This window comes from Aquibium oceanicum (assembly GCF_001889605.1).
GTDB classification, from domain to species: Bacteria; Pseudomonadota; Alphaproteobacteria; order Rhizobiales; family Rhizobiaceae; genus Aquibium; species Aquibium oceanicum.
The window spans coordinates 1544686-1567500 of record NZ_CP018171.1; the positions used below are offsets into that span (position 1 = coordinate 1544686).

A 22815-nucleotide genomic window follows, 5' to 3' on the forward strand; every position below is an offset into this window, starting at 1 on the left:
CTCCGTCCGGGCGGCGGAGCCTTGAATGCTTCAGGGATTGCCGATCAGCGGTTCGCGGAGCGGTGCGTCTGCCTTTCGAAGCCTGCGCCGGCCTGCCGACGTGACGTGCCCCGGCCTCGTTCGAGCCGTCGCTCGGCTTCAACGCCGAGTTCCTCCAGGCTGCCGTAGCCGGTCATCTCCAGGGCCTCGTTGCCGGTGATGACGCGCTCACGCCACGCTCTGAGAATGTCGTCCCTTCTCATGGCCGTCCTCCGTGGTTCCCCATGCAGGTAGGGTTTTTATTCGGAGCGAGAACCCCTCGGACGCGGCAAATTTGCCGGGCAACGAAAAACGCCCGCGCCATCAGATTTCAGCGCGGGCATGGAGATGGATGTGCCGGCCAACGCAAGGGCCTTTCGATGAGAATCGGCGCAGCCTCTCATCCGGCCCTTCGGGCCACCTTCTCCCCGTGAACGGGGAGAAGGGGCGGTTTCATCGAGGCCTTCGCCAATCGTGAAGTTCATAGGTCGGGCGCCAGCATCGCGGCCGGCGTCCCTTCTCCCGGCTTGCGGGGAGAAGGTGCCCGAAGGGCGGATGAGGGGCGGCGCGAGGGTCGAATGAAGCCGTTGGGAGATCAGGCCGGCTTCTTCGTGCGCCAGCTGTCGGCGTAGTTCTCGCGCGCCTCGCGGGCATAGGGCGTCGGCGAAACGCGCACACGGATCTCCGCCTGCTTGTGGCGTTCGGTGGAGCTCTTGCCGCTGCCGCCGTCGGGCTCGCCCCAGACCAGCGTCAGTACGTCGCCTTCCTTGACGTCCGGATCGACGATGCCGAGCGACAGCATGCAGCGCTCGTTGAAGGAGTAGCCGTTGAACATCGAGAGCCCCGCCAGCCGGTCGCCGATCATCACCCGGTCGAAGCCCGAGGAGGCATAGTTCGGCTGCGGCAGGTCGAGCCACTTGTAGTTTTCCTCGCCCGGCCGGAAGGCTGAGTGGATGACCTTCATGACGTCCTCGTCGTTCCACTCGAAAGTGACCTTCTTGCGCGACGGCTTGTCCTTCATGGCCGCGAGGGCGTCCTTGCCGATGAAGTCGTCCTTCTTCCAGCCGATGTAGAAGCCGTAGCCGAGTTCGAAGGGGGTGGTGTAGTAGTCCTCTATGTCGTCGGAGACGAAGCTGCCGCCGATCGAGCCGTTGGCCTCGTAGGAATCGGCCCCCAGCCATTCGCGGTATTCCTCCATCATGCCGCCGCCGGTGTAGATGGCGGGCAGGGGGGAGGGGATCCAGCCGGATTCGAGCGTGTTGGTGGAATAGGCGCGCGAGCCGACGCGGCGCAAGTCGACGCCGGCGTCCTGCGCGGCTTGCAGGATCACCGACTGGACGTAGGCCTTGTCCTCGTAGGGGCCCCAGACCTCCAGCCCCGGCGCGCCGGCCATGCCGTGGCGCAGGGCGCGTACCTTCTTCGAGCCGGCGTTGATCCAGTCGACGTGGAAGAACTTGATCTCCTGGACAGGGCCGCCGTTCATGGCGTCGAGCACCTTGTTGGCGTCGGGTCCCTGGATCTGGAAGCGGTAGTGCGTCCGGTAGATCGCCTTGCCGTCGGGGCGTGAATCGGAGCGTGGGTCGCGGTGCAGGCGCACGTTCCACTTACCGACCGCCTGCTGGAACTGCACCCAGTTCGCTGTTGGCGCCCGACCGACCAGCACGAACTTGTCGTCGCGCTCGCGGAAGATGATCATGTCGCCGATCACGTGCCCGGACGGCGTGACCGGCACGAAGTGCTTTGCGCGGTTCAGGTCGAAGTTCGAGAAGCTGTTGACGCCGACTTGGGAGAGAAATTCCGCCGCCTGCGGCCCCTCCACGATCAGTTCGTCCATGTGGTGGGTCTGGTCGAACAGCACGGCGGTCTCGCGCCAGGCGCGCTGCTCGTCGCGCCAGTTGGTGAACTCGTTCGCCACCACCGGGTATACATACATGCCGATCTTCGAATTGCGCAACATCTCGACGACGTTGCCTTTTTCGCGCATCAGCGCCTGCAGGCTGTGGTTTGCCACTGGTGATCCTCCCTGATCGACTGCCGTCATGTATACATAGTCATGCCCGGCCGGGGCTGAAATTGCAAGCGGGCGAGGAGCCGCGGATGCCGCGTTTCGCCTCCCGATATCCGCGTCGATCGCCTCGGATGTCAGCTGACGACGAGGGCGAGACCGGGCACGTGGCTGATCAGGCCGCGGTCCTTCACCAGCACGTATTCGAGGTTGTGGCGTGCCGTGCGGGCGTGTTCGCGCGCGAGCGCCTCGGCGCGCGCGCCCTCGCGGGCGGCGATGGCGGAGATGATGGCGCGGTGCTGCTCCTGGGCGGAATTGAGCGAGCGGCGGAAGGCGTGGATATCGGCCTTGTTGGGCAGGAAGGCGGACGGCGAGGCGAAGGGTAAGCGCGAGGCGCGCTCCACCTCGCGGCAGATCATGTCGCTGCCCGAGAGTGCCGCGAGCTGATGGTGGAACTCCGCGTTGAGTTCGGAATAGGCGTCGAAATCCACGTCGCCGGGTGTTTCGCCGAAACAGCGGTCGAGCCTGGCGACGACGTCGCGGATGCGGGCCAGTGCGGCAGGCTCCACGCCCCGTTCGGCGGCGAGCCGGGCAGCGGTGCCTTCCAGCACGCCGCGCAGCTCGATGGCATCGACGACGTCGGCATAACCAAAGGAGCGGACGACGAAGCCGCCGCCGCGAACGCGCTCCAGAAGGCCCTCCTCGGCCAGCCGCGACATGGCCTCGCGCACCGGCGTGCGCGAGATCTTCAGTTCCTCGGCCATGGGGACTTCGAACAGGCGCGTGCCGCCCGGCAGTTCGCCGCTGAGAATCTTCTTACGCAGTTCGATGAGCGCCCGCGTGGCGTGGGTCCTGGCGGAGGTCTGATCCATGGGGGCCGTCATCCTCAAATAGGTCCGCATGCCTCGTATACACTTCGGGGCGCGGACGCGCCAATCCGCCGGCCGTTCCGTGGCCGGTCCAAACCTCTGCTCACCCGGGTTCCAGGTTCATTCCGATGTAGCGATCGAGCGTCTTTTCGTCCTTCAGCAGATCGGCGGACCGCCCACGGTGCGCGACCACGCCGCGCTCGATGACGATGGCGTCCTCGGTCAGCCCGAGCGCGACGGTGGCGTGCTGCTCGACCAGCACCAGGGCGATGCCCTCGTCCTTGGCCATGCGGGTGATGGCGGCGGTGAGTTCCTCGATGATGATGGGCGCCAGGCCTTCGAGCGGTTCGTCGAGCAGCAGCACGGACGGATTTGTCATCAAGGTGCGGGCGATTGTCAGCATCTGCTGCTCGCCGCCGGAGAGCTGGTTGCCCATGTTGGTCCGCCGCTCGCGCAGCCGCGGGAAGAGCGAATAGACGGCGTCGAGATCCCATCGCCCCTTGCGGGCGGCGACGGTGAGATTTTCCTCGACCGTCAGCGAGGGAAAGATGTCGCGCTCTTGCGGCACCCAACCGATCCCTCTGCGGGCGCGCTGGTGCGGATGCATCGCTGAAACATCCTCGCCCGCGAAGAAGACGGCGCCCGCGCGCAGCGGCACGAACCCCATGATCGTGAGAAGCAGCGTCGTCTTGCCGACGCCGTTTCGCCCGAGCACCGCAAGGCTCCCCGCCTTCGGGACCGACGCGGAGACGCCGTCGAGCACGATGCCCTCGCCGTAGCCCGAGCGCACGTCGCGCAGTTCCAGGATCGCATCAGGCATGGTGGCCGTGTCCCAGATAGACTTCGCGAACGCGGCTGTCGGTGCGGATCACGTCGGGCTCCGCCTCCAGCAGCACCTCTCCCGCCACCAGGACGACGATGCGGGTTGCGAAGTTGAAGACGATGTCCATGTCGTGCTCGATGAACAGCACCGAAATGTCGTCCGGCAGGGCCGCGATCACCTGGAAGAGTTCGCCGCTCTCGGCCTTCGGGACGCCTGCGGCGGGCTCATCGAGCAGGAGCACCTTCGGCCGGGTGGCGAGCGCCAGGCCGATCTCGAGCAGCCGCTGCTGGCCGTAGGCCAGCGTACGCGTGGTGCGCGTCGCGACATCCCCGAGGCGCAGCTGCACCAGGATTTCGTAGGCCTCCTCGACGGCGGAGGCGTGAGAGGCGAGGCCGCGCCAGAACTGGCCGGACGTGCCCTCCCGCTCGGTGATGGCGAGCATCGTGGCTTCCAGCGGGGTGAGGTCGGGAAACAGCGTGTTGATCTGGAACGTGCGTGTCAGGCCGCGCCGCACGCGCGCGGCGGTCGCCAGACCGGTTACGTCCTTGCCGTCGAGCAGGATGCGTCCCGTATCGGGTCTCAACTGGCCGGTGATGAGGTTGATGAGCGTGGTCTTGCCCGCACCGTTCGGGCCGATCAATGCGTGCCGCGCGCCGCGCGGGAGCTTGATCGATACATCTTTCGACACGACGAGCGAACCGAAGCGCTTGCCGATGCCTTCGGTCTGGAGCGCAATCTGGCCGGGCTCGCTCATCCGTTCCTCCGGACGAGGCGGGACAGGCCGCCGAGGATGCCCTTGGGCAGGAACAGCACGACGATCATCAGGAGCAGGCCGATCCAGAAATACCAGTACTGCGGATTGAGCCCCGCCGCCTGGTCCCGCACCAGAAGAAAGATGATGGAGCCCAGGATGGCGCCGTAGAGCCGGCCAGTGCCACCGAGGATCAGCATGACCACGACGTCCGCGGAGCGCTGGAAGCTCAGCACCTCCAGTGCCACCGTGTTGGTGGACTGGGTAAGCAGGGCGCCTGCGACACCGGCCATGGCTGCGGAGATGGTGTACACCTTCTGCAGGTGCCAGCGATGCTCGGAGCCGATCGCCGGCATGCGGCGCACGTTCTCCCGTATGCCGCGCAATGCCAGCCCGAACGACGAATTGACGATGCGTCGACTGATCAGGAAGCCGAGGAGCAGCACGACCAGGGAATAGGAATATGCGGTGTATCCCCAGAGATCGAAGCGGAAATGATTGAAGATCGGCCAGGTGTTCACGCCGCTGAGGCCGTCGGTTCCACCCGTCAGCCAGGTCATCGCGTTGGCGAGCTCGTAGGTCAGGAAGCCGAGGCCGAGCGTCACCATCAGTAGCGCCATGTGCTGGACGCGCACGATGAGGTAGCTCGCCACGAAGCCGACCAGCCCTGCGAAGGCACCGGCGATGAACAGTCCCGAGATCGGTTCGCCCCAGCCCAGACGGGCGCTCAGCAGCCCCGCCACGTAGGCGCCCAGCCCGAAGAACATGGCGTGCCCCAGCGTGACGATGCCGGCATAGCCAAGGATCAGATCCACCGAGATCGCGAAGAGGGCGGTGATCGCAACCTGGCTTGCGAGCGTCAGGTAGGTCGGAAAGAAGAAGAAAGGCAGAAGCATTGAGAGCCAGAACACGATCTCGAAGACCGACAGGCGGCTCCGCCGCCTGAGCCATGCGACCGGGTCGCTCGATGCAGGGGCCACAGCGCTCATCGGGTTCTCACCGCTTGCCGAACAGGCCCATCGGCCGCACCAGGAGGATCGCCACCAGCAGCAGATAGATCAGGAAGGATCCGATTTCCGGCACGAAGTACTTGCCCGCGACGTCGCCGATGCCGAGCAGCGCCGCTCCGACGAAGGAACCGGTGACCGACCCGAGCCCGCCGACGGCCACGACGATGAGGACATAGACCAGGAAGTGGAACCCGAAGGACGGGTCGAGCCCGACGATCTCGATGGCCAGTGCGCCGCCGAGCCCGGCAAGGCCGCTTCCCAGCGCGAAGGTGATCGCGAAGATGCGCTCGACGTTGAGCCCGAGCCCCTGCGCCACCCGCTGGTTGTCGACCGCGGCCCTGATCTGCGCACCGAAGCGGGTCCGCTCGAGCGTGAAATAGAGAAGCCCCGTAATCGCCAGGGCGACCACGATCAGGAACATGCGATAGATGCCGAAGCGCAGGCCGAAGAGTTCCACGGACCCGCGCAGCCAGTCGGGCAGGACGATCGGCTGTTGCCCGGTACCGAAGACGAAGGTGGCGCCTGCTGCCGCGACGAACACCAGACCGATGGTGAAGAGCACCTGGTTGAGTTCGCCGGCCCCGTAGAGCCGCCGAAAGAGCGTCCGCTCGAAAAGGATGCTGACCGCCGCCGCGGCCAGGAACGCCAGGGGCAAGGTCAGCAGGAAGGGAAGGCCGAACTGGCGCATCAGCCACACCGCCGTGTAGCCGCCCAGCATGGCGAAAGCGCCGTGCGCCAGGTTGATGAAGTTCATCAGCCCGAGCGTGACGGACAGGCCGACCGACAGGACGAACAGCAGCATCCCGAAGGCTAGGCCGTCGAAGAGCACGATTGCGACGCTGCTGATCACTGGGTAGGCCGCCGTATGGGTTCAGGCCGCGGAACCGCCCCTCGCCACGACCGTCTCCGCGGAGGCGGGCTGAAGAGGGGCGTTCGCATCAGGCAGGGCGCTTTACTTGGCGGCGCCGTGCAGCGGGTCCTTGACGTTCGGAATCTGGTCGATGATCACGTTCTGGTATTTGCCGTCGACCTCCTGGACCTCGCGGATCCAGACCGTCTGCACGATTTCCCGTGTCTCCGGGTCGATCGAGATCGGGCCGCGCGGGCTGTCCCAGGCCATTCCCTTGGCGGCTTCGACGAGCTTCGCTCCGTCGGTATCGCCACCGGTCTTCTTCAGTGCCTCGTCGATCAGGTGCATCCCGTCGAAGCCGCCCACCGAGAAGATGTCGGGGCTGCGACCGTTGTTGGCGTCGCGGTATGCCTTCACGAATTCATTGTTGAGCGGATCGTCGCGCTCCATCGTGTAGTGGAAGGTCGTGATGATGCCCTTGGCAGTATCGCCCATGCTCTCCAGCGCCTCGGGCAGCGTGAGTTCGCCCTGACCGAACACCTTGACGTCCGGCGGCGTCAGGCCGCGATCGGAGAGCGCCTTGCCGATCGCCGGCGGTTGCGCGCCACCGGGAATGAAGATGTAGACGGATTGGGGATTGGCGTCCTTGATGCGCTGCACGAAGGCGGAGAAGTCCGGATTGGCGACAGGGCTGGCATCGGCGCCGACGATGGAGCCGCCGGCTTCGGTAAAGCCCTTGGCGAAGGCCTTCTCTGCGTCGTGGCCCGGGCCGTAGTCCGCCACCAGTGTATAGGCGCTGTTCACGCCGCCTTTTTCCACGGCCCACTTGCCGAAGGCGTAGTTGAGCTGGGGAATGGTCAGCGAGGTGCGCACGATGAGCGGCGATTTCTCGGTGATGACCGACGTCGCCGCGTTCATGACGACCATCATCTTGTTGCCTTGCGTCGCGATGTCGGCGGCGCCCAGCGCCTCCGGCGTGAGCGTGAAGCCGGCGATGATGTCGACACCGTCGCGCACGACCAGTTCCTGGGCCAGACGCTGGGCGACATCGGCTGCCGGGCCGCCCGTGTCCTTCTTGATCAGTTCGACCTTCTTGCCGCCGACCATCCCGTCGTGCTCGGCCAGCCACAGATCGATGCCGGCCTGCATCTGGTTCGCCGTGTCAGCGAACGGGCCGGAATAGGCCATGATCAGGCCGATCTTCACGGTCTCCTGCGCCAGGGCCTGATATGATACCGACAGTCCGGCTGCCAGTGCGATTGCGTAGGTGGTCTTTGCGAACATCTGCGTGCTCCTCCCAGATTGCGCGTCAGTTGAGGCCTGAATGTATACACGGCGTTGGGGAAAGCAATGGGTTTCGGGCGATTTGATCGGCTAGCCAGCCTAGGTCGCACGGCGCGCCGCCGCTGCACAGCAAAGCGTCTGAAACGGCGATCCGCCTCAATTTTCCGCAAGCCATGCGCAAGCGGCGCTTCTACGGGTGCGGTAGGGCTGCGCTGCGCGGCAATGGCGTCGGCGGTAGCGCATCGGCCCCGCGATGCTGCGGTGCATACAACGGTTGATGCCTCACCACCTGCGGGAGCATGCAGATGCCGATGGCCGACTGGCCGGTCCCTTGGCCCTGTCGATGGACAAAAAAAGGGCGCGCCGGTTGTCGGCGCGCCCCTTCTGAAACTTTGGAACGACTGAAAACGGGTCAGTCGGCCCAGTCTTCGAGCGCTTCCACCTGCTCCTGGGTCAGGGAGGTGACGAGATCGTCGCCCTGCAATTTCAGCTGATCGAGCGGGAACACCACCTCGCTTTCGCCGATGCCGAGGAACCCGCCGACCTCGACCGAGACGGCCGCGATCGCGCCGCTGGCGTTCATCAGCACGTCCTCGACTTCGCCGATCTCTTCTCCATTGGCGCCGACGACGTCCATGTCCTCGAGATCGTCCGCGGAAATGTTGAACGGCATGACGATCATGGTGTCGTCCTCGACCTCGGTGTAGGCCGTCTGCGCGAGCGACAGGCTGGTTCCGGCGGCAAGGGCGGCGGCTGCAACGAGAATGGTTCTCATGATATGGTCTCCTCTGGTTTCGTCCTACTCCGAACGGTGTGCCGGCGCGTGAGTTCCCTGAAACGACAAGCGTTTACTCCGGGGTCGCTTCCCACGGGATTTGGCGCTTCCGCTTAACTCTCTCTTTCGTTGTAGCTCCTATGGTCGCCCCTGAAGCAGACGATCAGGCGGATCCATGGCCAAGAAACGGGATAGCAGCGGGGGCGAGCGCAGCGTGTGGCAGCACGCGCTCGAGCAGGCGCGCCTCGGCATGTGGGACTGGAACATCCAGACGGGCGAGTGTTCCTATTCGGACACCTGGTTCCGCATGCTCGGATACGAGCCGGGGGAACTGGCGAGCACCTCCGACCTTTGGCTGACACTGGTTCATCCCGACGACAAGGACGAAGCGATCGCCAGCGGCGACAGGCACATCAAGGGCGAGTGCGACGCCGTCGAGACGGAATTGCGCCTCAGGCACAAGGACGGGCACTGGATCTGGGTCCTGGATCGTGGCGGCATCGTGGAACGGGACCAGGACGGCAATCCGGTCCGGATGATCGGGGTCCAGACCGACATCACGCGGCAGAAGGCGGCTGAGGCGTCGCTGGCGGAGGTCAACGAGCGGACCCGACTGGCGCTGGCCGCCAGCGCATCGGGTATCTGGCACTTCGACATCGCAACCCGGCAGAGCGACTGGGATCCCCGCACCCGCCAGATCTTCGGACTGGAGCCGGGGACGGGGCCGCTTCCGCAAGCCACCTGGCACGGCTTCCTCCATCCCGACGACCGGGAGGAGGCTGAGAGGAAACATCTCGATCCCGCGCTGTTCGACCATGGAAGCATGGAGATGCGGTACCGCATCGTGCGTGGCGACGGCGAGGTCAGGTATATCGAGACGCTGGCGAAGTTCTCGCCCGAACCGGCGCCGCTCGGAAGCATCGTCGGTACCGTCCGGGACGTCACCGACGAGGTCGCGGCCGACGAGGCGCTGCGCACCGAAAAGGAGCGCCTGCGCATCACGCTGAAGGCGATCCGCGACGCGGTCCTGAGCACGGATGTCGACGACCGCATCACCTTCGTGAACCCCGCCGCCTGCGCGTTGCTCGACCGCTCCGAGGAGGAACTCGTCGGCTTGCGGCGCCGCGAGGCTTTCCGGGCCGTCGAGGGGCTTGAAGAGATCGCCTCGGGCGCGACGGTCAGCGGCGAACTGGTGACCCTGCATCGCCGGGACGGCGAAAGGTTCGTGCGCTTCAGCGCCAGCCCGATCCTGTGCAGCGCCAAGCGCGACAGTGGCGTCGTCTACACCTTGCAGGACTTCACCAGCGAGCACCGCAAGCAGCAGGAACTCGCCTACGCGGCGTTGCACGACCCGCTGACGGGGTCGCTCAACCGCGCCGCCTTCGATACGGTCCTGTCCGACAGCGTGGCGGAGGCGTCCGAACATCCGTTCGCGCTGCTCTACATCGACCTCGACTACTTCAAGGCGCTGAACGATTTCGCAGGCCACGCGGCGGGCGATGCGGCGCTGGTGAGGATCGCCGACGCGATACGGCACTGCCTGCCGCCCAACGCCGCCGTGGCGCGGCTCGGAGGCGACGAATTCGCCGCGCTGTTCGCCACGCGCAGCCTCAAGGAGGCGGAATGGTGCGCTGAGTGCATCCTGTCGGCGATCCGGACGGCCGATCTCGGCGTGCATGCCGGCTATCGCCAGCTCGGGGCCAGCATCGGCATCGTCATGGTGCGCGAGAGCGGTCTTGGCGCGGCCGACGTGCTGGCGCATGCCGACGACACCTGCTACGCGGCGAAATCGGCCGGACGCAACCGCTACATGGTCTTTTCCGAGGACACGGGCCGCCTGTCGACCAGCCTCACCGCCGCGCGCATCGTCGGGGACATCGCCGATGCGATGGATGAGGACCGGCTCGTGCTGTTCGGCCAGGAGATCCGACTGCTGAGCGATCCGATGCGAAGCATTGGGAAGGTCGAGGTGCTCGTCAGGCTGGTGAACCGCGAGGGCAGGATGTTGTCGCCCTGCGAGTTCATCCCCGCCGCCGAACGCTTCGGCCGCGCTTCGTCTCTGGACCGTTGGATCATCCGCAATGCGCTCTCGCGCTTCGGCGGGGTCATGGCGGCGGGTGCCCTGGATCTCGGGTTCAATCTCTCGGCCCAGACGCTGAGCGATCCGAAACTGTGGGCATTCGTCGAGGACACGGTTCGCGCCACCGGCGCGCCTTTCAGCCGGATCGTCTTCGAGATCACCGAGACGGCAGCAGTCACCAATTTCGAGGCCGCCGAGCGCTTCGTGTCACGCGCCCGCGCCAACGGCTGCCGGGTGAGCCTCGACGATTTCGGCGCCGGCCTGAGTTCGTTCGATTATCTCAGGCGCTTCCCGATCGACAGCCTGAAGATCGACGGTTCGTTCATACAGAACCTGACATCGAGCGAGTACGACCGGCAGATCGTCACATCCATCAACCGCATCGCCCAGGGGCTGGGATACGATCTGGTGGCCGAGAGGATCGAGAACGTCGCTACGCTCGAAGTGCTCGCCGGCATGGGAATAAAACACGGCCAAGGCTATCTGTTCCATCGTCCCGAGCCGCTCGAGGCGATCGTGGAGCGGATCGAAGCCGGCCGCGCCCCGCGCAGCAGCCGGCTCGCCACCGCGAGTTAAGTCCGTCTCAGATTGCGAGGTATTCGTTGCGCAGCTCGACATTGTCGAGCACCGCCTGCGCAGAGCCGTCGAAGACGATCTGGCCCATGTCGAGGATCAGCGCGCGGTTGGCGAGTTCGAGCGCGGCGACGGCGTTCTGCTCGACGATGATCGTGGTGATGCCGAGCGCCTTGATCTGCTCCACGATGCGTTCGATCTCCTGCACGATGACGGGCGCCAGCCCCTCGTAGGGCTCGTCGAGGAGCAGCAGCTTCAGGTCGCGGGCAAGAGCGCGCGCGACCGCCAGCATCTGCTGCTCGCCGCCCGAAAGCGTGACGCCATCCTGCTTGCGGCGTTCCGCGAGCCGCGGGAAGTGGTCGTAGATCTTTTCGATCGACCAGCCCTTCGGCTCGGTGATCTGTGCCAGCTTCAGGTTCTCCTCGACCGTCAGGCCGGGGATGATGCGGCGGTCTTCCTGGACGAGCTGGATGCCCCTTCCGGCCGCCTCGAAATCGCGCAGCTTGTGGATTGCCTCGCCGTTCAGCCAGATCTCGCCGCTCTTCAGCTGCGGATCGAGAGCGCGGGCCAGCGTGCGCAGCGTCGAGGTCTTGCCAGCGCCGTTTCGGCCGAGAAGCGCGACGATGTCGCCTTCCTGGATCTCGAAGCTGACGCCCTGGACGATATAGCTCTCGCCATAATAGGCATGGATGTCGCGAACGCTGAAGAACGGCGCCTTTTCCGCTGCCTTTGTCTCGTCGGGCATCGTCATGGCGTTCATCAATGTGCTCCTCCCAGATAGGCTTCCTGGACCACGGGGTTGCCCCTGACCTCGTCCGGCTTGCCGTCCGCGATGATGCGACCCTGCGCGAGAACGGTAACACGATCGGCCAGCGAGAACACGACGTGCATGTCGTGTTCGATGATGACCTTCGTCATGCCGCGTTCCTTGAATTTCTTGAGGAGATCGATCGTAGCGTTTGTGTCGTGGCGCGACATGCCCGCCGTCGGCTCGTCGAGCAGAAGCAGGCGCGGACGCTGGACCAGGCCCATGGCGAGTTCCAGCCGGCGCTTGTCGCCGCGCGACAGGCTGGCGGCGAGCGTTTCGCGCTGCTTGTAGAGCCCGACGTCTTCCAGCCAGTGTTCGGCCTCCTCGCGGATCGCGCTCTGGCCCGACGTCAGCTGCAGCGCGTTGAGGCGGAAGGAACCGTCGCGCTTGGCGAAGGCGGGAACCATGACGTTCTGCAGGAGCGTCAGGTCCGGGAAGATCTCCGGCGTCTGGAACACCCGCACGACGCCCATCTGGTTGATCTCGTGCGGCCGCTTGCCGGTGATCACCTGTCCGTCGAAGACCACCGCGCCGGTATCGGGCGCGATGCGCCCGATGCAGACGTTGAGCAGCGTGGACTTGCCGGCACCGTTGGGCCCGATGATGGCATGGGTCGTGCCTTCCATCACCTGGAGGTCGATATCCGACAGGGCCCTCAATCCGCCGAAGCTCTTGTGGACGTCGGCGACGTGGAGAACTGCGTTACTCATCTGGGCCGATCCTCATTCCGCCGGGGCGAACTTGCCGGTCTCTTCGCGAGCGGCGGGCTTGCGCGTGAAGGCTGTACGTATCCTGCGCACGCCTTCCATCAGGCCGCCGGGCAGGAAGATGACGATGAGCATGAAGACGATGCCGAGCGTCAGGTGCCATCCCTCGCCGACGAAGGGCGCGGTGATCGCGACGAAGAAGTCCTCGAGCCCGTCGGGCATGAACGAGAACGCCTCGTGAAGCTTGGCCTCGTGGAAGGCGGAGAAGATGTTCTCGAAGTACTTGATGACGCCGGCGCCGACGACCGGTCCGACGAGCGTGCCGACGCCGCCCAGGATCGTCATCAGCACCACTTCGCCCGACGCGGTCCACTGCATGCGCTCGGCGCCGGCAAGCGGGTCGGTCGCGGCGAGCAGCCCCCCGGCGAGACCGGCATACATGCCCGATATGATGAAGGCGGCCAGCGTGTAGGGCTTGGTGTTGAAGCCGGTATAGGCCATGCGGGTCTGGTTCGACTTGATCGCCTTCAGCATCATGCCGAAGGGCGAGCGGTCGATCCGCATCGCCAGGAAGAAGCACAGGATGAGGAGCACGGCACAGAAATAGAAGCCGCTCAGCCCGACGAGCTGCTCCCCGAACAGGCTCGGCGCCGGGATGCCGGGTCCGGCGGACGAGAGGGTCCTGTCGAGTATCCTCGGATCGTCGAGCGCCAGCTGCAGGCCCGTCTCGCCGTTGGTGATGGGCGTCAGCACCGAATAGGCGAGGTTGTAGGACATCTGCGCGAAGGCCAGCGTGAGAATCGAGAAGTAGATGCCCGAGCGGCGCAGGCTGATAAAGCCGATCGCCGCGGCGAAGACACCCGCGATGATGACCGCGAAGATCACCGCGGGTATGACGCTCATCGTCAGGAGCTTGAACGACCAGACCGCGGCATAGGAGCCGACGCCGAGGAAGGCGGCATGGCCGAACGAAAGATAGCCGGTCATGCCGAAGAGGATGTTGAACCCGATTGCGAAGATTCCGTAGATCGCGATCTTCTGCATCAGGTCCGGATAGGCCGCGCCTATCGGCTCGAGCCACAGCGGCATCGTCAGCACGACCAGCGCGAAGGCGGCGAGCAGGACGAGATCGTTTCTCAGCATCGCCATGTCAGCTCTCCATCACGCCTTTGCGTCCCAGAAGGCCGCGCGGCATGGTCAGCAGCACGACGACCGCGACCAGATAGATGATCACCTGGTCGATTCCGGGAACGATGTTCTTGACCTCGTTCATGGCGGCGAAGGACTGCAGGATGCCGAGCAGGAAACCCGCAAGGACCGCGCCGGGCACCGAGCCCATGCCGCCGACGACCACCACGACGAATGACAGGACGAGGAAGTCCATGCCGATGTTGTAGTTGGGCGGGACGATCGGCGTGTACATGACGCCCGCGACGCCGGCCACTACCGCGGCCATGGCGAACACGACGGTGAACCGGCGCTGGATGTCGATGCCGAGGAAGCCGACCGTCTGGCGGTCCTCCATGCCGGCGCGCACGACCATTCCGTAGGTGGTGAAGCGCAGGAACGAGATGACGAGCCCGATGATCAGCAGCGCGAAGGCAAGGTAGATCAGCCGCCACCAGGGATAGTAGATGCCGGCGAGACCGACCCATGCACCGACGTCGGCGCTGCCGGACAATTGGGCGGGGGCCGCGACGGGGATCGGGTTGGCACCGAAATAGGCCTTCACGATCTCCTGCAGGACGATCGCGAGCCCGAAGGTCACGAGGATCTGCTCGGCGTGGCTGCGGCGATAGAAATAGCGGATGAGGCCGCGTTCCATCGCGATGCCGATGATCAGCATCACGGGAATGGCGAACAGGATCGACAGCGGCACCGACCACTGGACCAGGAAGGCGCCGAAGTCGCCGAGCCAGGCCTGGACGAGCGGCGTGCGTATCTCCATGGGCGATCCCCACGGTGTCAGCTTCTCCGGATCGACCGTGACGGTCTCGAGCTGGAGCAGCCGGCTGAAGACGACGGCGCAGAAGGCGCCGATCATGAACAGCGCGCCATGCGCGAAGTTGACGACGCCCAGCGTGCCGAAGACCAGCGTGAGGCCGAGGGCGATGAGAGCGTAGGCCGCGCCCTTGTCGAGGCCGTTGAGCAGTTGCAGAACGAATTGGTCCATGGTGTTTCCGCCCCGCGCGGGGGAGATGGGGATGCCGCAAAGGTCAGGCGGCCGGCCCCCTTGGCCGGCCGCCCGAATTCACCGGATCAGCACTTGCTGGCGACTGGGCCGAGTTCGCCGCCGAAGATCGACGGATCGTAGGTCACGACTTCGGTATCGACCTGCTTCACGACCTGGAGGAGATCGTACTTGTCGCGCGGGTTCTCCTTGCCCTGCACCACGAGCACCGGCTTGAAGCACTGGTGGTCGGCGGCGCGATAGAGCGTCGGACCGTTGCCGAGGCCGTCGAACTCGAAGCCTTCCAGCGCCTTCACGACGCCCTCGGGATTGAAGGTGCCGGCCATTTCGCAGGCATTGGCGTAGAGCAGCGCCTGGGCATAGCCCGTCTGGGCGGCCTGGGAGGGCGGCGTGCCGTATTCCTCGCCGAACGACTTGGTGAAGGCCTTCGTGCCCTCGTTGTCGAGCTGCCAGTCCCAGTTGGCGGTGCCGTAGATGCCCTTGATGGCATCGCCGGCGCCCTGGGCCATAAGCTCGGAGAACAGCGGAACGACGATCTCGAAGTTCTTGCCGTTGGCCTGCTTGTCGCGCATGCCGAACTGCACCGCCTGGCGCAGAGAGTTCACCATGTCGTTGCCGTAGTGGTTGAGGACCAGAACGTCGGCGCCCGAGTTGAGGACCGGCGTGATGTACTGCGAGAAGTCGGCGGCGCCGAGCGGGGTGCGCACGGCCGCGACCGTCTCCCAGCCGAGAGCCTCGGTGGCGTTCTTGATGGATTCTTCCTGCGTCCAGCCCCAGGTGTAGTCCGCCGTCAGGTGATAGGCGCGGCGGTCCTTGCCGTAGGCTTCGGCCAGCACCGGCGCGATGGCCTGGCCGGACATGTAGGCGTTGAAGAAGTGACGGAAGCCGTTGGCCTTCTTGTCTTTGCCGGTCGTGTCGTTGGAATGGGTCAGGCCGGCCATGAAGATGACGCCCATGTCCTGGCAAAGCGACTGCACCGCGACCGCGACGCCCGACGACGAGCCGCCGCTGATCATCACCGCCTTGTCGCGCTCGATCATGCGCGTCGCCGAGGCGCGCGCCGCGTCCGACTTGGTCTGCGTGTCACCGGTGACGTACTCGACCTTCTTGCCGAGAATGCCGTTGCCCTTCAGGCTGGAGCCCTTGAAGGTGTTGAGCATGCCGCCGTCGCCCTCGCCGTTGAGGTGCTTGACCGCGAGCTGGTAGGCCTTGAGCTGATCCTTGCCTTCTTCGGCGTAGGGACCGGTCTGCGGGACGTTGAAGCCCAGCACGACGCTGGAGCCGGTCGGCGCGTTGCAGAATTCCTGCGACCAGGCGCGGCTGGTGAAGATCGTCGGCATTGCGAGGCCGGCGCCCGCGATGGCGCTGCTCCTCAGGAATATACGGCGATTCATCTTGTCGAAGTTCATGGAGTTCCTCCCTGGGTGTCGCTTCGGTTCGTGAAACGGACGGGGCGACTCGTGCGCCGCCTGCCCCCATTCTTACTAGGCATTGTAAACATATCAATAAGCCTTTGGTTTAATTGAGGAAAACTGTAAATCTGTACTATCGGAGCGGCCGGTGGTAGTAAATGCTTTACAAGCCTTAGCGGAGTCGCCCTTGAAGAACGCCGTTCCCGGATGGAAAGTCAGGAACCTGCGCAAGGCGCAGGGACTGTCGCAGGCAGAGCTCGCTCGCCGGTCCGGCTTGTCAGCGCCCTACCTCAACCTGATCGAACGCAACAAGCGTCCGGCCACCGGTCCGCTGCTCGACAGGATCGCCGAGGAACTCGGCGTTGATCGGGCCGTGCTCGATGGAGAAGCCGAGCGCAAGCTGACCGAGGAACTCGGCGAGATCGTGCTGGACCCGGCGCTGTCGCGTCTCGTCTCTCCCGACGACATCGGAGAACTGGTGGGGCAGTCGCCGGAATGGGCGCGGCTCGTGCGCAAGCTCTACCGCGCCTATCGCGACCAGAACGAATCCGTCATCGCGCTGGCCGACCGGCTCAACCACGATCCCTTCCTCGGCGAGAGCGTCCACCAGCTCGTGACGCATGCCGCCTCGATCCGCTCGGCGGCCGAAATCCTGGCCGGCCTCTCTCCGGCCGACAACGCCGACCGGATGCGGTTCCTATCGATCATCGCATCGGACACCAGCAAGCTCTCGGATGCCGCCCGGTCCCTGGTGGACTTCTTCGACAATGCCAAGACAAGGGTCCGTTCCGCGACGTCGATGGAACACGTGGATGCCTTCATCTTCGAGACGAACAATTATTTCGACGAACTCGAAGGCGCGGCCGCGGAATTCCGGCGCACCTTCCGGGAGGATGAGACCGCCAGGGCCGCGGCGCGGCGAATGCTCGGGCCGGAAGTGGACGACGAGGCCGGCGCGACCCTGTCCGCGCCGTCACGCCAGTTCTCGCTCGTGCGAGCGGCGATGAACCGAATCGCCGGAGCGGAAATCGACCGGATCGTCGTGAGCCACGAGGCCCTGCCAACGGAGGAGGCGCGCGACCTCGCCCGCTCCGCACTGCTCGGCTACGCGGCCGCCGCCGTCCTGATGCCTTACGGGGACTTTCTCGAAGCGGCGCGGCGCGGCCGCTACGATCTCGATCTTCTCTGCGGCCGATTTGGAGTGTCCTATGAACAGGCCGCGCATCGGGTGGCGACACTGCGCCGGCCGGGCTCGGAGGGCGTCCGCTTCGCCTATATGCGCTCCGATCCGTCGGGCTTCGTGACCAAACGTCTGCCGCTGCCGGGGCTGCCGCTGCCGCGCTACGGCACCGCCTGTCCGCTGTGGCCCGTCTACGGCGCCTTCCAGTCGCCGGGCGTCACGGTGCGCAGTTTCGGCGAGTTGCCGGGGGGAGAACAGTTCCTCTTCTTCGCCCGCGCCATCGACAAGGGGCCGCCGATGGTCGGCCGGCCGCGCCACCTGCTGTCGATCATGCTCGCCTGCCCGGTCTCGGATGCAGCCGAGGTTGCCTATGGCGACGGCCTGGAGAAGCGGACTGCGATGGTGCCGGTCGGCACGATCTGCCGCCTGTGTTCGCGCCTCGGTTGCGGCGCCAGGCAGGAGGCGCCGCTGATCGCCTGAGACTGGCGGCGCGCCCGCGCGCGTCCGACGAAAGGCCTATGGCCCGGCGTCGCGGTAGATTATAGTGGTTGTGGTGCAGGGAGGCATTGCAAGTTGACACAGGCGACGATCCTGGTCGTCGAGGATGAGCCGAACATCGTGGAATCGCTGCGGTTCATCCTGAGCCGGGCGGGATTCGCGGTGGAGGTCGCGTCCGACGGCGCCGATGCGCTGCGGCTCATGCGCGCGCAGACGTTCGCGGCCGTCATCCTGGACATAATGCTTCCCGGTCTCAACGGCTTCGACGTGCTGAAGACGGTGCGGTCGGACGAGGAACTCGCCAGCCTTCCGGTCATCGTGCTGACGGCGAAGGGTCAGGTCAAGGACCGCCAGAATGCCGAGGAGATCGGCGCCTCGGCATTCATCACCAAGCCGTTCTCCAACGCCGAGGTCGTGGACCGGGTGCGCGAACTGGCGGTCGCCCGGTGAGGGAACACGATCCCGACAACCGGGGTGCGCGCGACGCCTCGGCCATCCTTCCCTTCCTGGGCGTCGTGCTCCTGTTCCCGCCGCTGGTCTATATCTTCACCGCGCCCGTCACGGTCGGCGGCATTCCCCTGATCGTCGTCTACGTGTTCGGCGTATGGGCGGCGATCATCCTGGTCGCCTTCCTCGTCTCGCGCCGGCTGGAACCGGACGCGTCCGAGGCCGCGCGCCTGCCGGGGCCGCCCGAGACGCGCTGATGCTGCCCGCCAATCTGGTCGTCCTCGTCTGCCTCGGCTACGTGATGATCCTTTTTGCGGTCGCCTTCGCCGGCGATCGCCGCGCGCGGAAGGATCCCGGCGGCTGGCTTTCCTCGCCGCTGGTCTACACGCTCTCCATCTCGATCTACTGCACCTCCTGGACGTTTTTCGGCGCAGTCGGCTCGGCCGCCCGCACGGGGCTGGAATTCGTCACGATCTATCTCGGCCCCACCATCGTCTTCGTCGGCTGGTGGATCTTCCTGCGCAAGCTGGTGACGATCGGCCGGATCTATCACACCACATCGATCGCCGACCTGATCTCGGCGCGCTTCGGCAAGAGCCCGGCGCTCGGCGCGCTTGTGACGATCGTCGCCCTGGTGGCGACGGCGCCCTACATCGCGCTCCAGCTCAAGGCGCTGACCGCGAGCTACCAGGTGATCACCTTCCACGCCGGCGCGGTCACCGCCGCCAACATTCCGCTCGAACCCGACTACGCCACGGCCTTCTGGGTCGCCGCCGGCCTTTGCCTGTTCTCCATCATCTTCGGAGTACGCAACATCGACGTGAACGAGCGCCACCACGGCGTGGTCGCGGCCATCGCGCTGGAGGCCATCGTCAAGCTTGTGGCGCTGCTCGTCGTCGGCGTCTGGGTCGTGGCGGCCTTCGCGGATTTTCCCGCCGAGGTGCTGCGTCATGCACCCGCCAGCCTGCTCAACGCGGAACAGACCTTCGGCACGCGCTGGGTCACGCTCTGCTTCCTCGCCGGCGCCGCCGTCATATGCCTGCCGCGACAGTTCCACGTCACCGTGGTCGAAAACTCCTCCGAACGGCAGCTTCGAACCGCATCCTGGCTCTTCCCGCTCTATCTCTTCCTCATCTGCATCTTCGTCATCCCGATCGCGGTGGCGGGGCTGGGCCGCCTGCCGGAAGGGTCGAACCCGGATCTCTTCGTCCTGACGCTTCCCTTGAGTTCCGAACAGAACACGATCGCCATGCTGGCCTTCCTCGGCGGGTTCTCCTCGGCGACCTCCATGGTGATCGTCTCCTCGATCGCGCTTTCCACCATGATCTCCAACCACATCGTCATGCCGCTGGCGCTGCGCTTCTCGCTGGTGCCGGAGGCTAGCACGCAGATGATGCGCAGCTTCATCCTCGGTGCGCGGCGCGCCAGCATCGTCTTCATCATCCTGCTCGGCTTCCTCTATTTCCGCCTTTCGGGGACGTCGGAAGCGCTGGCGGCGATCGGCCTCATCTCCTTCTGCGGGGTGGCGCAGTTCCTGCCGAGCCTCGTCGGCGGCCTCTATTGGCGGCGCGCCACGCAGGGCGGCGCCATCGCCGGCCTGGCCGCGGGCTTCGCCATCTGGGCCTACACGCTGTTCCTGCCGAGCTTCGGCGGCACGTTCCTCATGAGCGACGGCGTCATCGCCAATGGGCCGTGGGGGCTGGAATGGCTGCGCCCCTATTCGCTCTTCGGCCTCAATGGCTTCGACAGCCTGGTCCACGCGGTCATCTGGAGCATGCTGGTCAACATCGCGCTGTTCGTCGGCGTGTCGATGCTGTCGGAACCGACCCCGCTGGCGCGCTACCAGTCGCGCCTGTTCATCGACGTCTTCCGCCGCCAGACCGAGGGGGAAACGAGCGTCATGCGCCGCACCGCGCGCATTTCGGAACTCCGCCAGATCGCCGATCGCATCCTCGGTCCCGCCGAGGCGCTAAGCCTGTTCCCGCGCGGCGTGCCGCGCGACGAGGGCGCGGTCGCCAGCGACGATCTGATCTCGCAGGTCGAGCATCGCCTGGCCGCGAACGTGGGCGCGGCGACCGCCCGTTCGCTGGTCTCCAGCATCGTCACCAGCGAGAGCATCAGCGTCGACGAGTTGAAGCGCCTCGCCGACGAGACCGAGCAGATCCGCGCCTACTCTGCCGAACTGGAGCGCAATTCGAGAAAGCTCGAGGACGCCGCCGCCGAACTCACCCGCGCCAATGCGCAGCTTCGCGAGATCGACGTACAGAAGGACGAGTTCCTGAGCCAGGTGAGCCACGAGGTGCGCACGCCGATGACCTCGATCCGCTCCTTCAGCGACATCCTGCTCGCCAATCCGGACCTGCCGCCCGAGCATTCGGACCGCTACCTGCGCATCATCCAGAACGAGAGCCTGCGGCTGACGCGGCTGCTGGACGGCATCCTTGACCTGAACCGTCTGGAAAACCGCGCCGACGAATGGGAGATGAAGCCCTTCGATCCGGAAGCCGCGCTGGAACGGGCGGTGGAAAGCTGCGAGGCGCTGGCGCAATCGGCGGGGGTGAAGCTGAGGCGGCGCGGTCGCGCACGCAAGGTTCTGATCGAAGGCGACGGCGACCGACTGACGCAGGTCTTCATCAACCTGATTTCCAACGCGATCAAATACAACACCAGCCCCGGCCCGGTCGTCACGGTGTCGAGCGCCGTGCGCAAGGGCGTCTACGAGGCTCGGATCGGCGACAACGGGCCGGGGATCCCGAAGAGCGAGCGGGAGCGGATATTCGTAAAATTCGCGCGAGGACCGATGCCGCGACAGGTGGGAGCGGGCCTGGGGCTGGCGATCAGCCGCCAGATCGTGGAACGTTTCGGGGGGCGCCTGGAACTGGCGACCCCGAAAGGAGGCGGCGCGGATTTCGTCGTCACCCTGCCGCCCTGTTCGGACAAGGGGGCCTCCGCCCCTTCTTGAGAAGCGGAGCCGTGCGTTACTGCGCTTCCGCGACCTCGATCTCCTCGGCGACGGCCGAAGTCACGAAACCGCTCTCCACCCATCTGAGCACGGAAGCCACCACATCGTTGGCCGGATTGCTTCTGCCCATGGCAATGCGCCGGAACTCCATATCCTCGTTCGGCTCGGGCAGGAACTTGCCGCCGACGACGCGAATGTCGCGCTGGCCGGGCGTCAGGGCGCGCGGCTCGGCCAGACGGGCATAGGCACGAAGAGCGGCCGCGGCATCGAGGCTCTTTCCATACGCCACGTATTCGGCGCGATAGGCTTCCGCCGGAGACAGGGGCCGCGGCGAGGGGACAGGAATGTTGCCGGCCACGTCGCGCACCGGATTTGCCGAAGGATCGACCCGCACGACCCGAGCCACCCGCTCGACCGGCTGGCTATTTCGCGGAGCATAGCATTCGTTGGCGCGCAGGGCCGCCTTGATCCGAGCCCGGGTGGCGCGCTGGTCGCGGGCTGCCACGGCGGATCCTGCCATGTCGCGCAGCTGCCGGATGCGGTTGGCATGAGCGCGGCAATGGCTGTTGCGGCCGACCACGTAACCGCCGTCGCATCCGTCGACCCGCGCCATATGCAACGCCCGCGACAGACGGGCGTCGGCAGCCGGCCGGGACGGCGCGGCGACACTATGCAAGCGGTTTTCGAGCTGGCGGCAGAAGGAGTTCGAGGCGGCCGAAGCGCCCGTGGGGGCGAAAGCCATCGTCAGCGACAGGACGGTCATGGAAAGGACGAAACGTGTCTTCATGGCAAATGCTCTTCTTCTCCCGGCGTCGAAACGCCGCGGCAGGTGTCCCTATTTTTTCAATGGTCGAGCCGTTGGTTCGGTCGGGTGAGGAATGCACGCGACTCCCGGAAGTTCCCGCTCGAATCGGCCAAACCGCCCGGCGCTTCCGGATTTTCCCGTAAGAGGGACCTCGCAGAACACGACCTTGCAGAGGCGGGAAGGCGGCGGAATGTGCCGGGAAAGCGGCGAAAACGCGCCTTTTCCGCGCAGGATCACCGAGGGTCCTATCGGGCTGGCGATTCAGCTCGAAAATCGGTTAACCCAACGGCAGATTAACATTTTTAATCCCGACCGGGAACTACCGCACGTGGCGATGGTTTGCCGGATGGAGTGGGATATATGGAAAAATCACAACCAGCCTTGGTGCTCATTGTCGAGGACGAGATGCTGATCGCGCTCGATCTCGAAATGCAGATCGAGATGTTCGGGTATCGCCTGACGCGCTACGCGAGTTCCTATGACACCGCCCTCGCCGTCGCGACAGAAACGCTTCCCGACATCGCGCTGATCGATGGAAATCTGGCCGACGGACCGACCGGCGTCCGCATCGCGGAAATGCTGGACGAGCGCGGCGTCTACTGCATCGCGGTGTCTGCCAACCCGGAGATTTTCGCCGAGTGCGAGTGCATCGGCACGTTCCTGAACAAGCCTTACGAAGTGGGCCAGCTTAAAGCGGCGCTCCGGCAAGCGGAAGCGGCGGTGGCGTCACGGCGGACCGGGCAGGGCGGCGAAGCTTGACCGGTTGA

Annotated in this window: 21 protein-coding genes; 6 read left to right on the top strand and 15 right to left on the bottom strand. The window is 65.5% G+C overall.

Annotated features, from left to right (window positions below):
- Window positions 1-44 precede the first annotated feature (44 nt).
- The 9 genes from BSQ44_RS07725 to BSQ44_RS07765 all read right to left on the bottom strand — a co-directional run bounded on the left by BSQ44_RS07725 (window position 45) and on the right by BSQ44_RS07765 (window position 8385).
- The gene (locus tag BSQ44_RS07725; RefSeq protein WP_072602750.1) at window positions 45-242 is read right to left on the bottom strand and encodes a hypothetical protein; all 198 of its coding nucleotides are present in this window, start codon (window positions 240-242) and stop codon (window positions 45-47) included.
- A gap of 371 nt (window positions 243-613) precedes the next feature.
- Window positions 614-2029 carry a vanillate/3-O-methylgallate O-demethylase gene (gene ligM / locus BSQ44_RS07730; RefSeq protein ID WP_072602752.1) on the bottom strand — a complete coding sequence of 472 codons (1416 nt, stop codon included), beginning with the start codon at window positions 2027-2029 and terminating at the stop codon, window positions 614-616.
- 131 nt (window positions 2030-2160) lie between these two features.
- A complete protein-coding gene (locus BSQ44_RS07735) occupies window positions 2161-2895 on the bottom strand; it encodes a GntR family transcriptional regulator (RefSeq protein WP_072602754.1) in 735 nt (244 codons plus the stop codon).
- A gap of 100 nt (window positions 2896-2995) precedes the next feature.
- On the bottom strand, window positions 2996-3712 hold the full coding sequence (locus tag BSQ44_RS07740) for an ABC transporter ATP-binding protein (RefSeq protein ID WP_072602756.1): 717 nt from the start codon (window positions 3710-3712) through the stop codon (window positions 2996-2998).
- Entirely contained in the window at window positions 3705-4469 is a 765-nt protein-coding gene (locus tag BSQ44_RS07745; protein ID WP_072602758.1) for an ABC transporter ATP-binding protein, read from the bottom strand. Before BSQ44_RS07745 ends, BSQ44_RS07740 begins: the two co-directional genes overlap by 8 nt.
- Window positions 4466-5455, bottom strand: a complete 990-nt coding sequence (locus BSQ44_RS07750) for a branched-chain amino acid ABC transporter permease (protein ID WP_083534572.1) — start codon at window positions 5453-5455, stop codon at window positions 4466-4468. The genes BSQ44_RS07745 and BSQ44_RS07750 overlap by 4 nt, the downstream gene beginning before the upstream one ends.
- Before the next feature lie 7 nt (window positions 5456-5462).
- Window positions 5463-6278 (bottom strand): branched-chain amino acid ABC transporter permease, encoded by an 816-nt coding sequence (locus BSQ44_RS07755; protein ID WP_235633414.1) that lies wholly within the window; start codon window positions 6276-6278, stop codon window positions 5463-5465.
- Between the two features lie 150 nt (window positions 6279-6428).
- Window positions 6429-7610, bottom strand: a complete 1182-nt coding sequence (locus BSQ44_RS07760; RefSeq protein WP_072602765.1) for an ABC transporter substrate-binding protein — start codon at window positions 7608-7610, stop codon at window positions 6429-6431.
- A 412-nt stretch (window positions 7611-8022) separates the two neighbouring features.
- The gene (locus tag BSQ44_RS07765; RefSeq protein ID WP_072602768.1) at window positions 8023-8385 is read right to left on the bottom strand and encodes a PRC-barrel domain-containing protein; all 363 of its coding nucleotides are present in this window, start codon (window positions 8383-8385) and stop codon (window positions 8023-8025) included.
- 175 nt (window positions 8386-8560) lie between these two features.
- On the opposite strand from BSQ44_RS07765, the gene BSQ44_RS07770 reads away from it, so the two are divergent.
- On the top strand, window positions 8561-11041 hold the full coding sequence (locus BSQ44_RS07770) for an EAL domain-containing protein (RefSeq protein WP_072602770.1): 2481 nt from the start codon (window positions 8561-8563) through the stop codon (window positions 11039-11041).
- A 7-nt stretch (window positions 11042-11048) separates the two neighbouring features.
- Here the strand turns inward: BSQ44_RS07770 and BSQ44_RS07775 are convergent, their stop codons facing one another.
- From BSQ44_RS07775 to BSQ44_RS07795, 5 genes are all read right to left on the bottom strand, one after another.
- Entirely contained in the window at window positions 11049-11798 is a 750-nt protein-coding gene (locus BSQ44_RS07775; RefSeq protein ID WP_072602772.1) for an ABC transporter ATP-binding protein, read from the bottom strand.
- A complete protein-coding gene (locus BSQ44_RS07780) occupies window positions 11798-12556 on the bottom strand; it encodes an ABC transporter ATP-binding protein (RefSeq protein WP_072602774.1) in 759 nt (252 codons plus the stop codon). The genes BSQ44_RS07775 and BSQ44_RS07780 overlap by 1 nt, the downstream gene beginning before the upstream one ends.
- 12 nt (window positions 12557-12568) lie before the next feature.
- Entirely contained in the window at window positions 12569-13702 is a 1134-nt protein-coding gene (locus tag BSQ44_RS07785) for a branched-chain amino acid ABC transporter permease (RefSeq protein WP_072602777.1), read from the bottom strand.
- Between the two features lies 1 nt (window position 13703).
- Window positions 13704-14726 (bottom strand): branched-chain amino acid ABC transporter permease, encoded by a 1023-nt coding sequence (locus tag BSQ44_RS07790; RefSeq protein ID WP_072602779.1) that lies wholly within the window; start codon window positions 14724-14726, stop codon window positions 13704-13706.
- Between the two features lie 86 nt (window positions 14727-14812).
- A complete protein-coding gene (locus tag BSQ44_RS07795) occupies window positions 14813-16153 on the bottom strand; it encodes a substrate-binding protein (protein ID WP_072602781.1) in 1341 nt (446 codons plus the stop codon).
- 190 nt (window positions 16154-16343) lie between these two features.
- Between BSQ44_RS07795 and BSQ44_RS07800 the strand changes: the two genes are divergently transcribed.
- The 4 genes from BSQ44_RS07800 to BSQ44_RS07815 all read left to right on the top strand — a co-directional run bounded on the left by BSQ44_RS07800 (window position 16344) and on the right by BSQ44_RS07815 (window position 21243).
- On the top strand, window positions 16344-17816 hold the full coding sequence (locus BSQ44_RS07800) for an XRE family transcriptional regulator (protein WP_072602783.1): 1473 nt from the start codon (window positions 16344-16346) through the stop codon (window positions 17814-17816).
- 93 nt (window positions 17817-17909) lie between these two features.
- Window positions 17910-18284 carry a response regulator transcription factor gene (locus BSQ44_RS07805; protein WP_072602785.1) on the top strand — a complete coding sequence of 125 codons (375 nt, stop codon included), beginning with the start codon at window positions 17910-17912 and terminating at the stop codon, window positions 18282-18284.
- Window positions 18281-18538 carry a hypothetical protein gene (locus tag BSQ44_RS07810; RefSeq protein WP_072602787.1) on the top strand — a complete coding sequence of 86 codons (258 nt, stop codon included), beginning with the start codon at window positions 18281-18283 and terminating at the stop codon, window positions 18536-18538. Before BSQ44_RS07805 ends, BSQ44_RS07810 begins: the two co-directional genes overlap by 4 nt.
- Window positions 18538-21243, top strand: a complete 2706-nt coding sequence (locus BSQ44_RS07815; RefSeq protein WP_114579933.1) for a sensor histidine kinase — start codon at window positions 18538-18540, stop codon at window positions 21241-21243. The genes BSQ44_RS07810 and BSQ44_RS07815 overlap by 1 nt, the downstream gene beginning before the upstream one ends.
- A 16-nt stretch (window positions 21244-21259) precedes the next feature.
- Here BSQ44_RS07815 and BSQ44_RS07820 read toward each other — a convergent pair whose 3' ends face one another.
- A complete protein-coding gene (locus BSQ44_RS07820; RefSeq protein ID WP_072602789.1) occupies window positions 21260-22030 on the bottom strand; it encodes a hypothetical protein in 771 nt (256 codons plus the stop codon).
- Window positions 22031-22453: 423 nt separating this feature from the next.
- On the opposite strand from BSQ44_RS07820, the gene BSQ44_RS07825 reads away from it, so the two are divergent.
- Entirely contained in the window at window positions 22454-22807 is a 354-nt protein-coding gene (locus tag BSQ44_RS07825; RefSeq protein ID WP_157894543.1) for a hypothetical protein, read from the top strand.
- Window positions 22808-22815 lie beyond the last annotated feature (8 nt).

Coding starts and splice junctions, on each gene's coding strand:
- BSQ44_RS07725 (WP_072602750.1), bottom strand. CDS start 242: ATGAGAAGGGACGACATTCTCAGAGCGTGGCGTGAGCGCGTCATCACC.
- BSQ44_RS07735 (WP_072602754.1), bottom strand. CDS start 2,895: ATGGATCAGACCTCCGCCAGGACCCACGCCACGCGGGCGCTCATCGAA.
- BSQ44_RS07740 (WP_072602756.1), bottom strand. CDS start 3,712: ATGCCTGATGCGATCCTGGAACTGCGCGACGTGCGCTCGGGCTACGGC.
- BSQ44_RS07745 (WP_072602758.1), bottom strand. CDS start 4,469: ATGAGCGAGCCCGGCCAGATTGCGCTCCAGACCGAAGGCATCGGCAAG.
- BSQ44_RS07750 (WP_083534572.1), bottom strand. CDS start 5,455: ATGAGCGCTGTGGCCCCTGCATCGAGCGACCCGGTCGCATGGCTCAGG.
- BSQ44_RS07755 (WP_235633414.1), bottom strand. CDS start 6,278: ATGCTGCTGTTCGTCCTGTCGGTCGGCCTGTCCGTCACGCTCGGGCTG.
- BSQ44_RS07760 (WP_072602765.1), bottom strand. CDS start 7,610: ATGTTCGCAAAGACCACCTACGCAATCGCACTGGCAGCCGGACTGTCG.
- BSQ44_RS07765 (WP_072602768.1), bottom strand. CDS start 8,385: ATGAGAACCATTCTCGTTGCAGCCGCCGCCCTTGCCGCCGGAACCAGC.
- BSQ44_RS07770 (WP_072602770.1), top strand. CDS start 8,561: ATGGCCAAGAAACGGGATAGCAGCGGGGGCGAGCGCAGCGTGTGGCAG.
- BSQ44_RS07775 (WP_072602772.1), bottom strand. CDS start 11,798: ATGAACGCCATGACGATGCCCGACGAGACAAAGGCAGCGGAAAAGGCG.
- BSQ44_RS07780 (WP_072602774.1), bottom strand. CDS start 12,556: ATGAGTAACGCAGTTCTCCACGTCGCCGACGTCCACAAGAGCTTCGGC.
- BSQ44_RS07785 (WP_072602777.1), bottom strand. CDS start 13,702: ATGGCGATGCTGAGAAACGATCTCGTCCTGCTCGCCGCCTTCGCGCTG.
- BSQ44_RS07790 (WP_072602779.1), bottom strand. CDS start 14,726: ATGGACCAATTCGTTCTGCAACTGCTCAACGGCCTCGACAAGGGCGCG.
- BSQ44_RS07795 (WP_072602781.1), bottom strand. CDS start 16,153: ATGAACTTCGACAAGATGAATCGCCGTATATTCCTGAGGAGCAGCGCC.
- BSQ44_RS07815 (WP_114579933.1), top strand. CDS start 18,538: ATGCTGCCCGCCAATCTGGTCGTCCTCGTCTGCCTCGGCTACGTGATG.
- BSQ44_RS07820 (WP_072602789.1), bottom strand. CDS start 22,030: ATGAAGACACGTTTCGTCCTTTCCATGACCGTCCTGTCGCTGACGATG.
- BSQ44_RS07825 (WP_157894543.1), top strand. CDS start 22,454: ATGCTGATCGCGCTCGATCTCGAAATGCAGATCGAGATGTTCGGGTAT.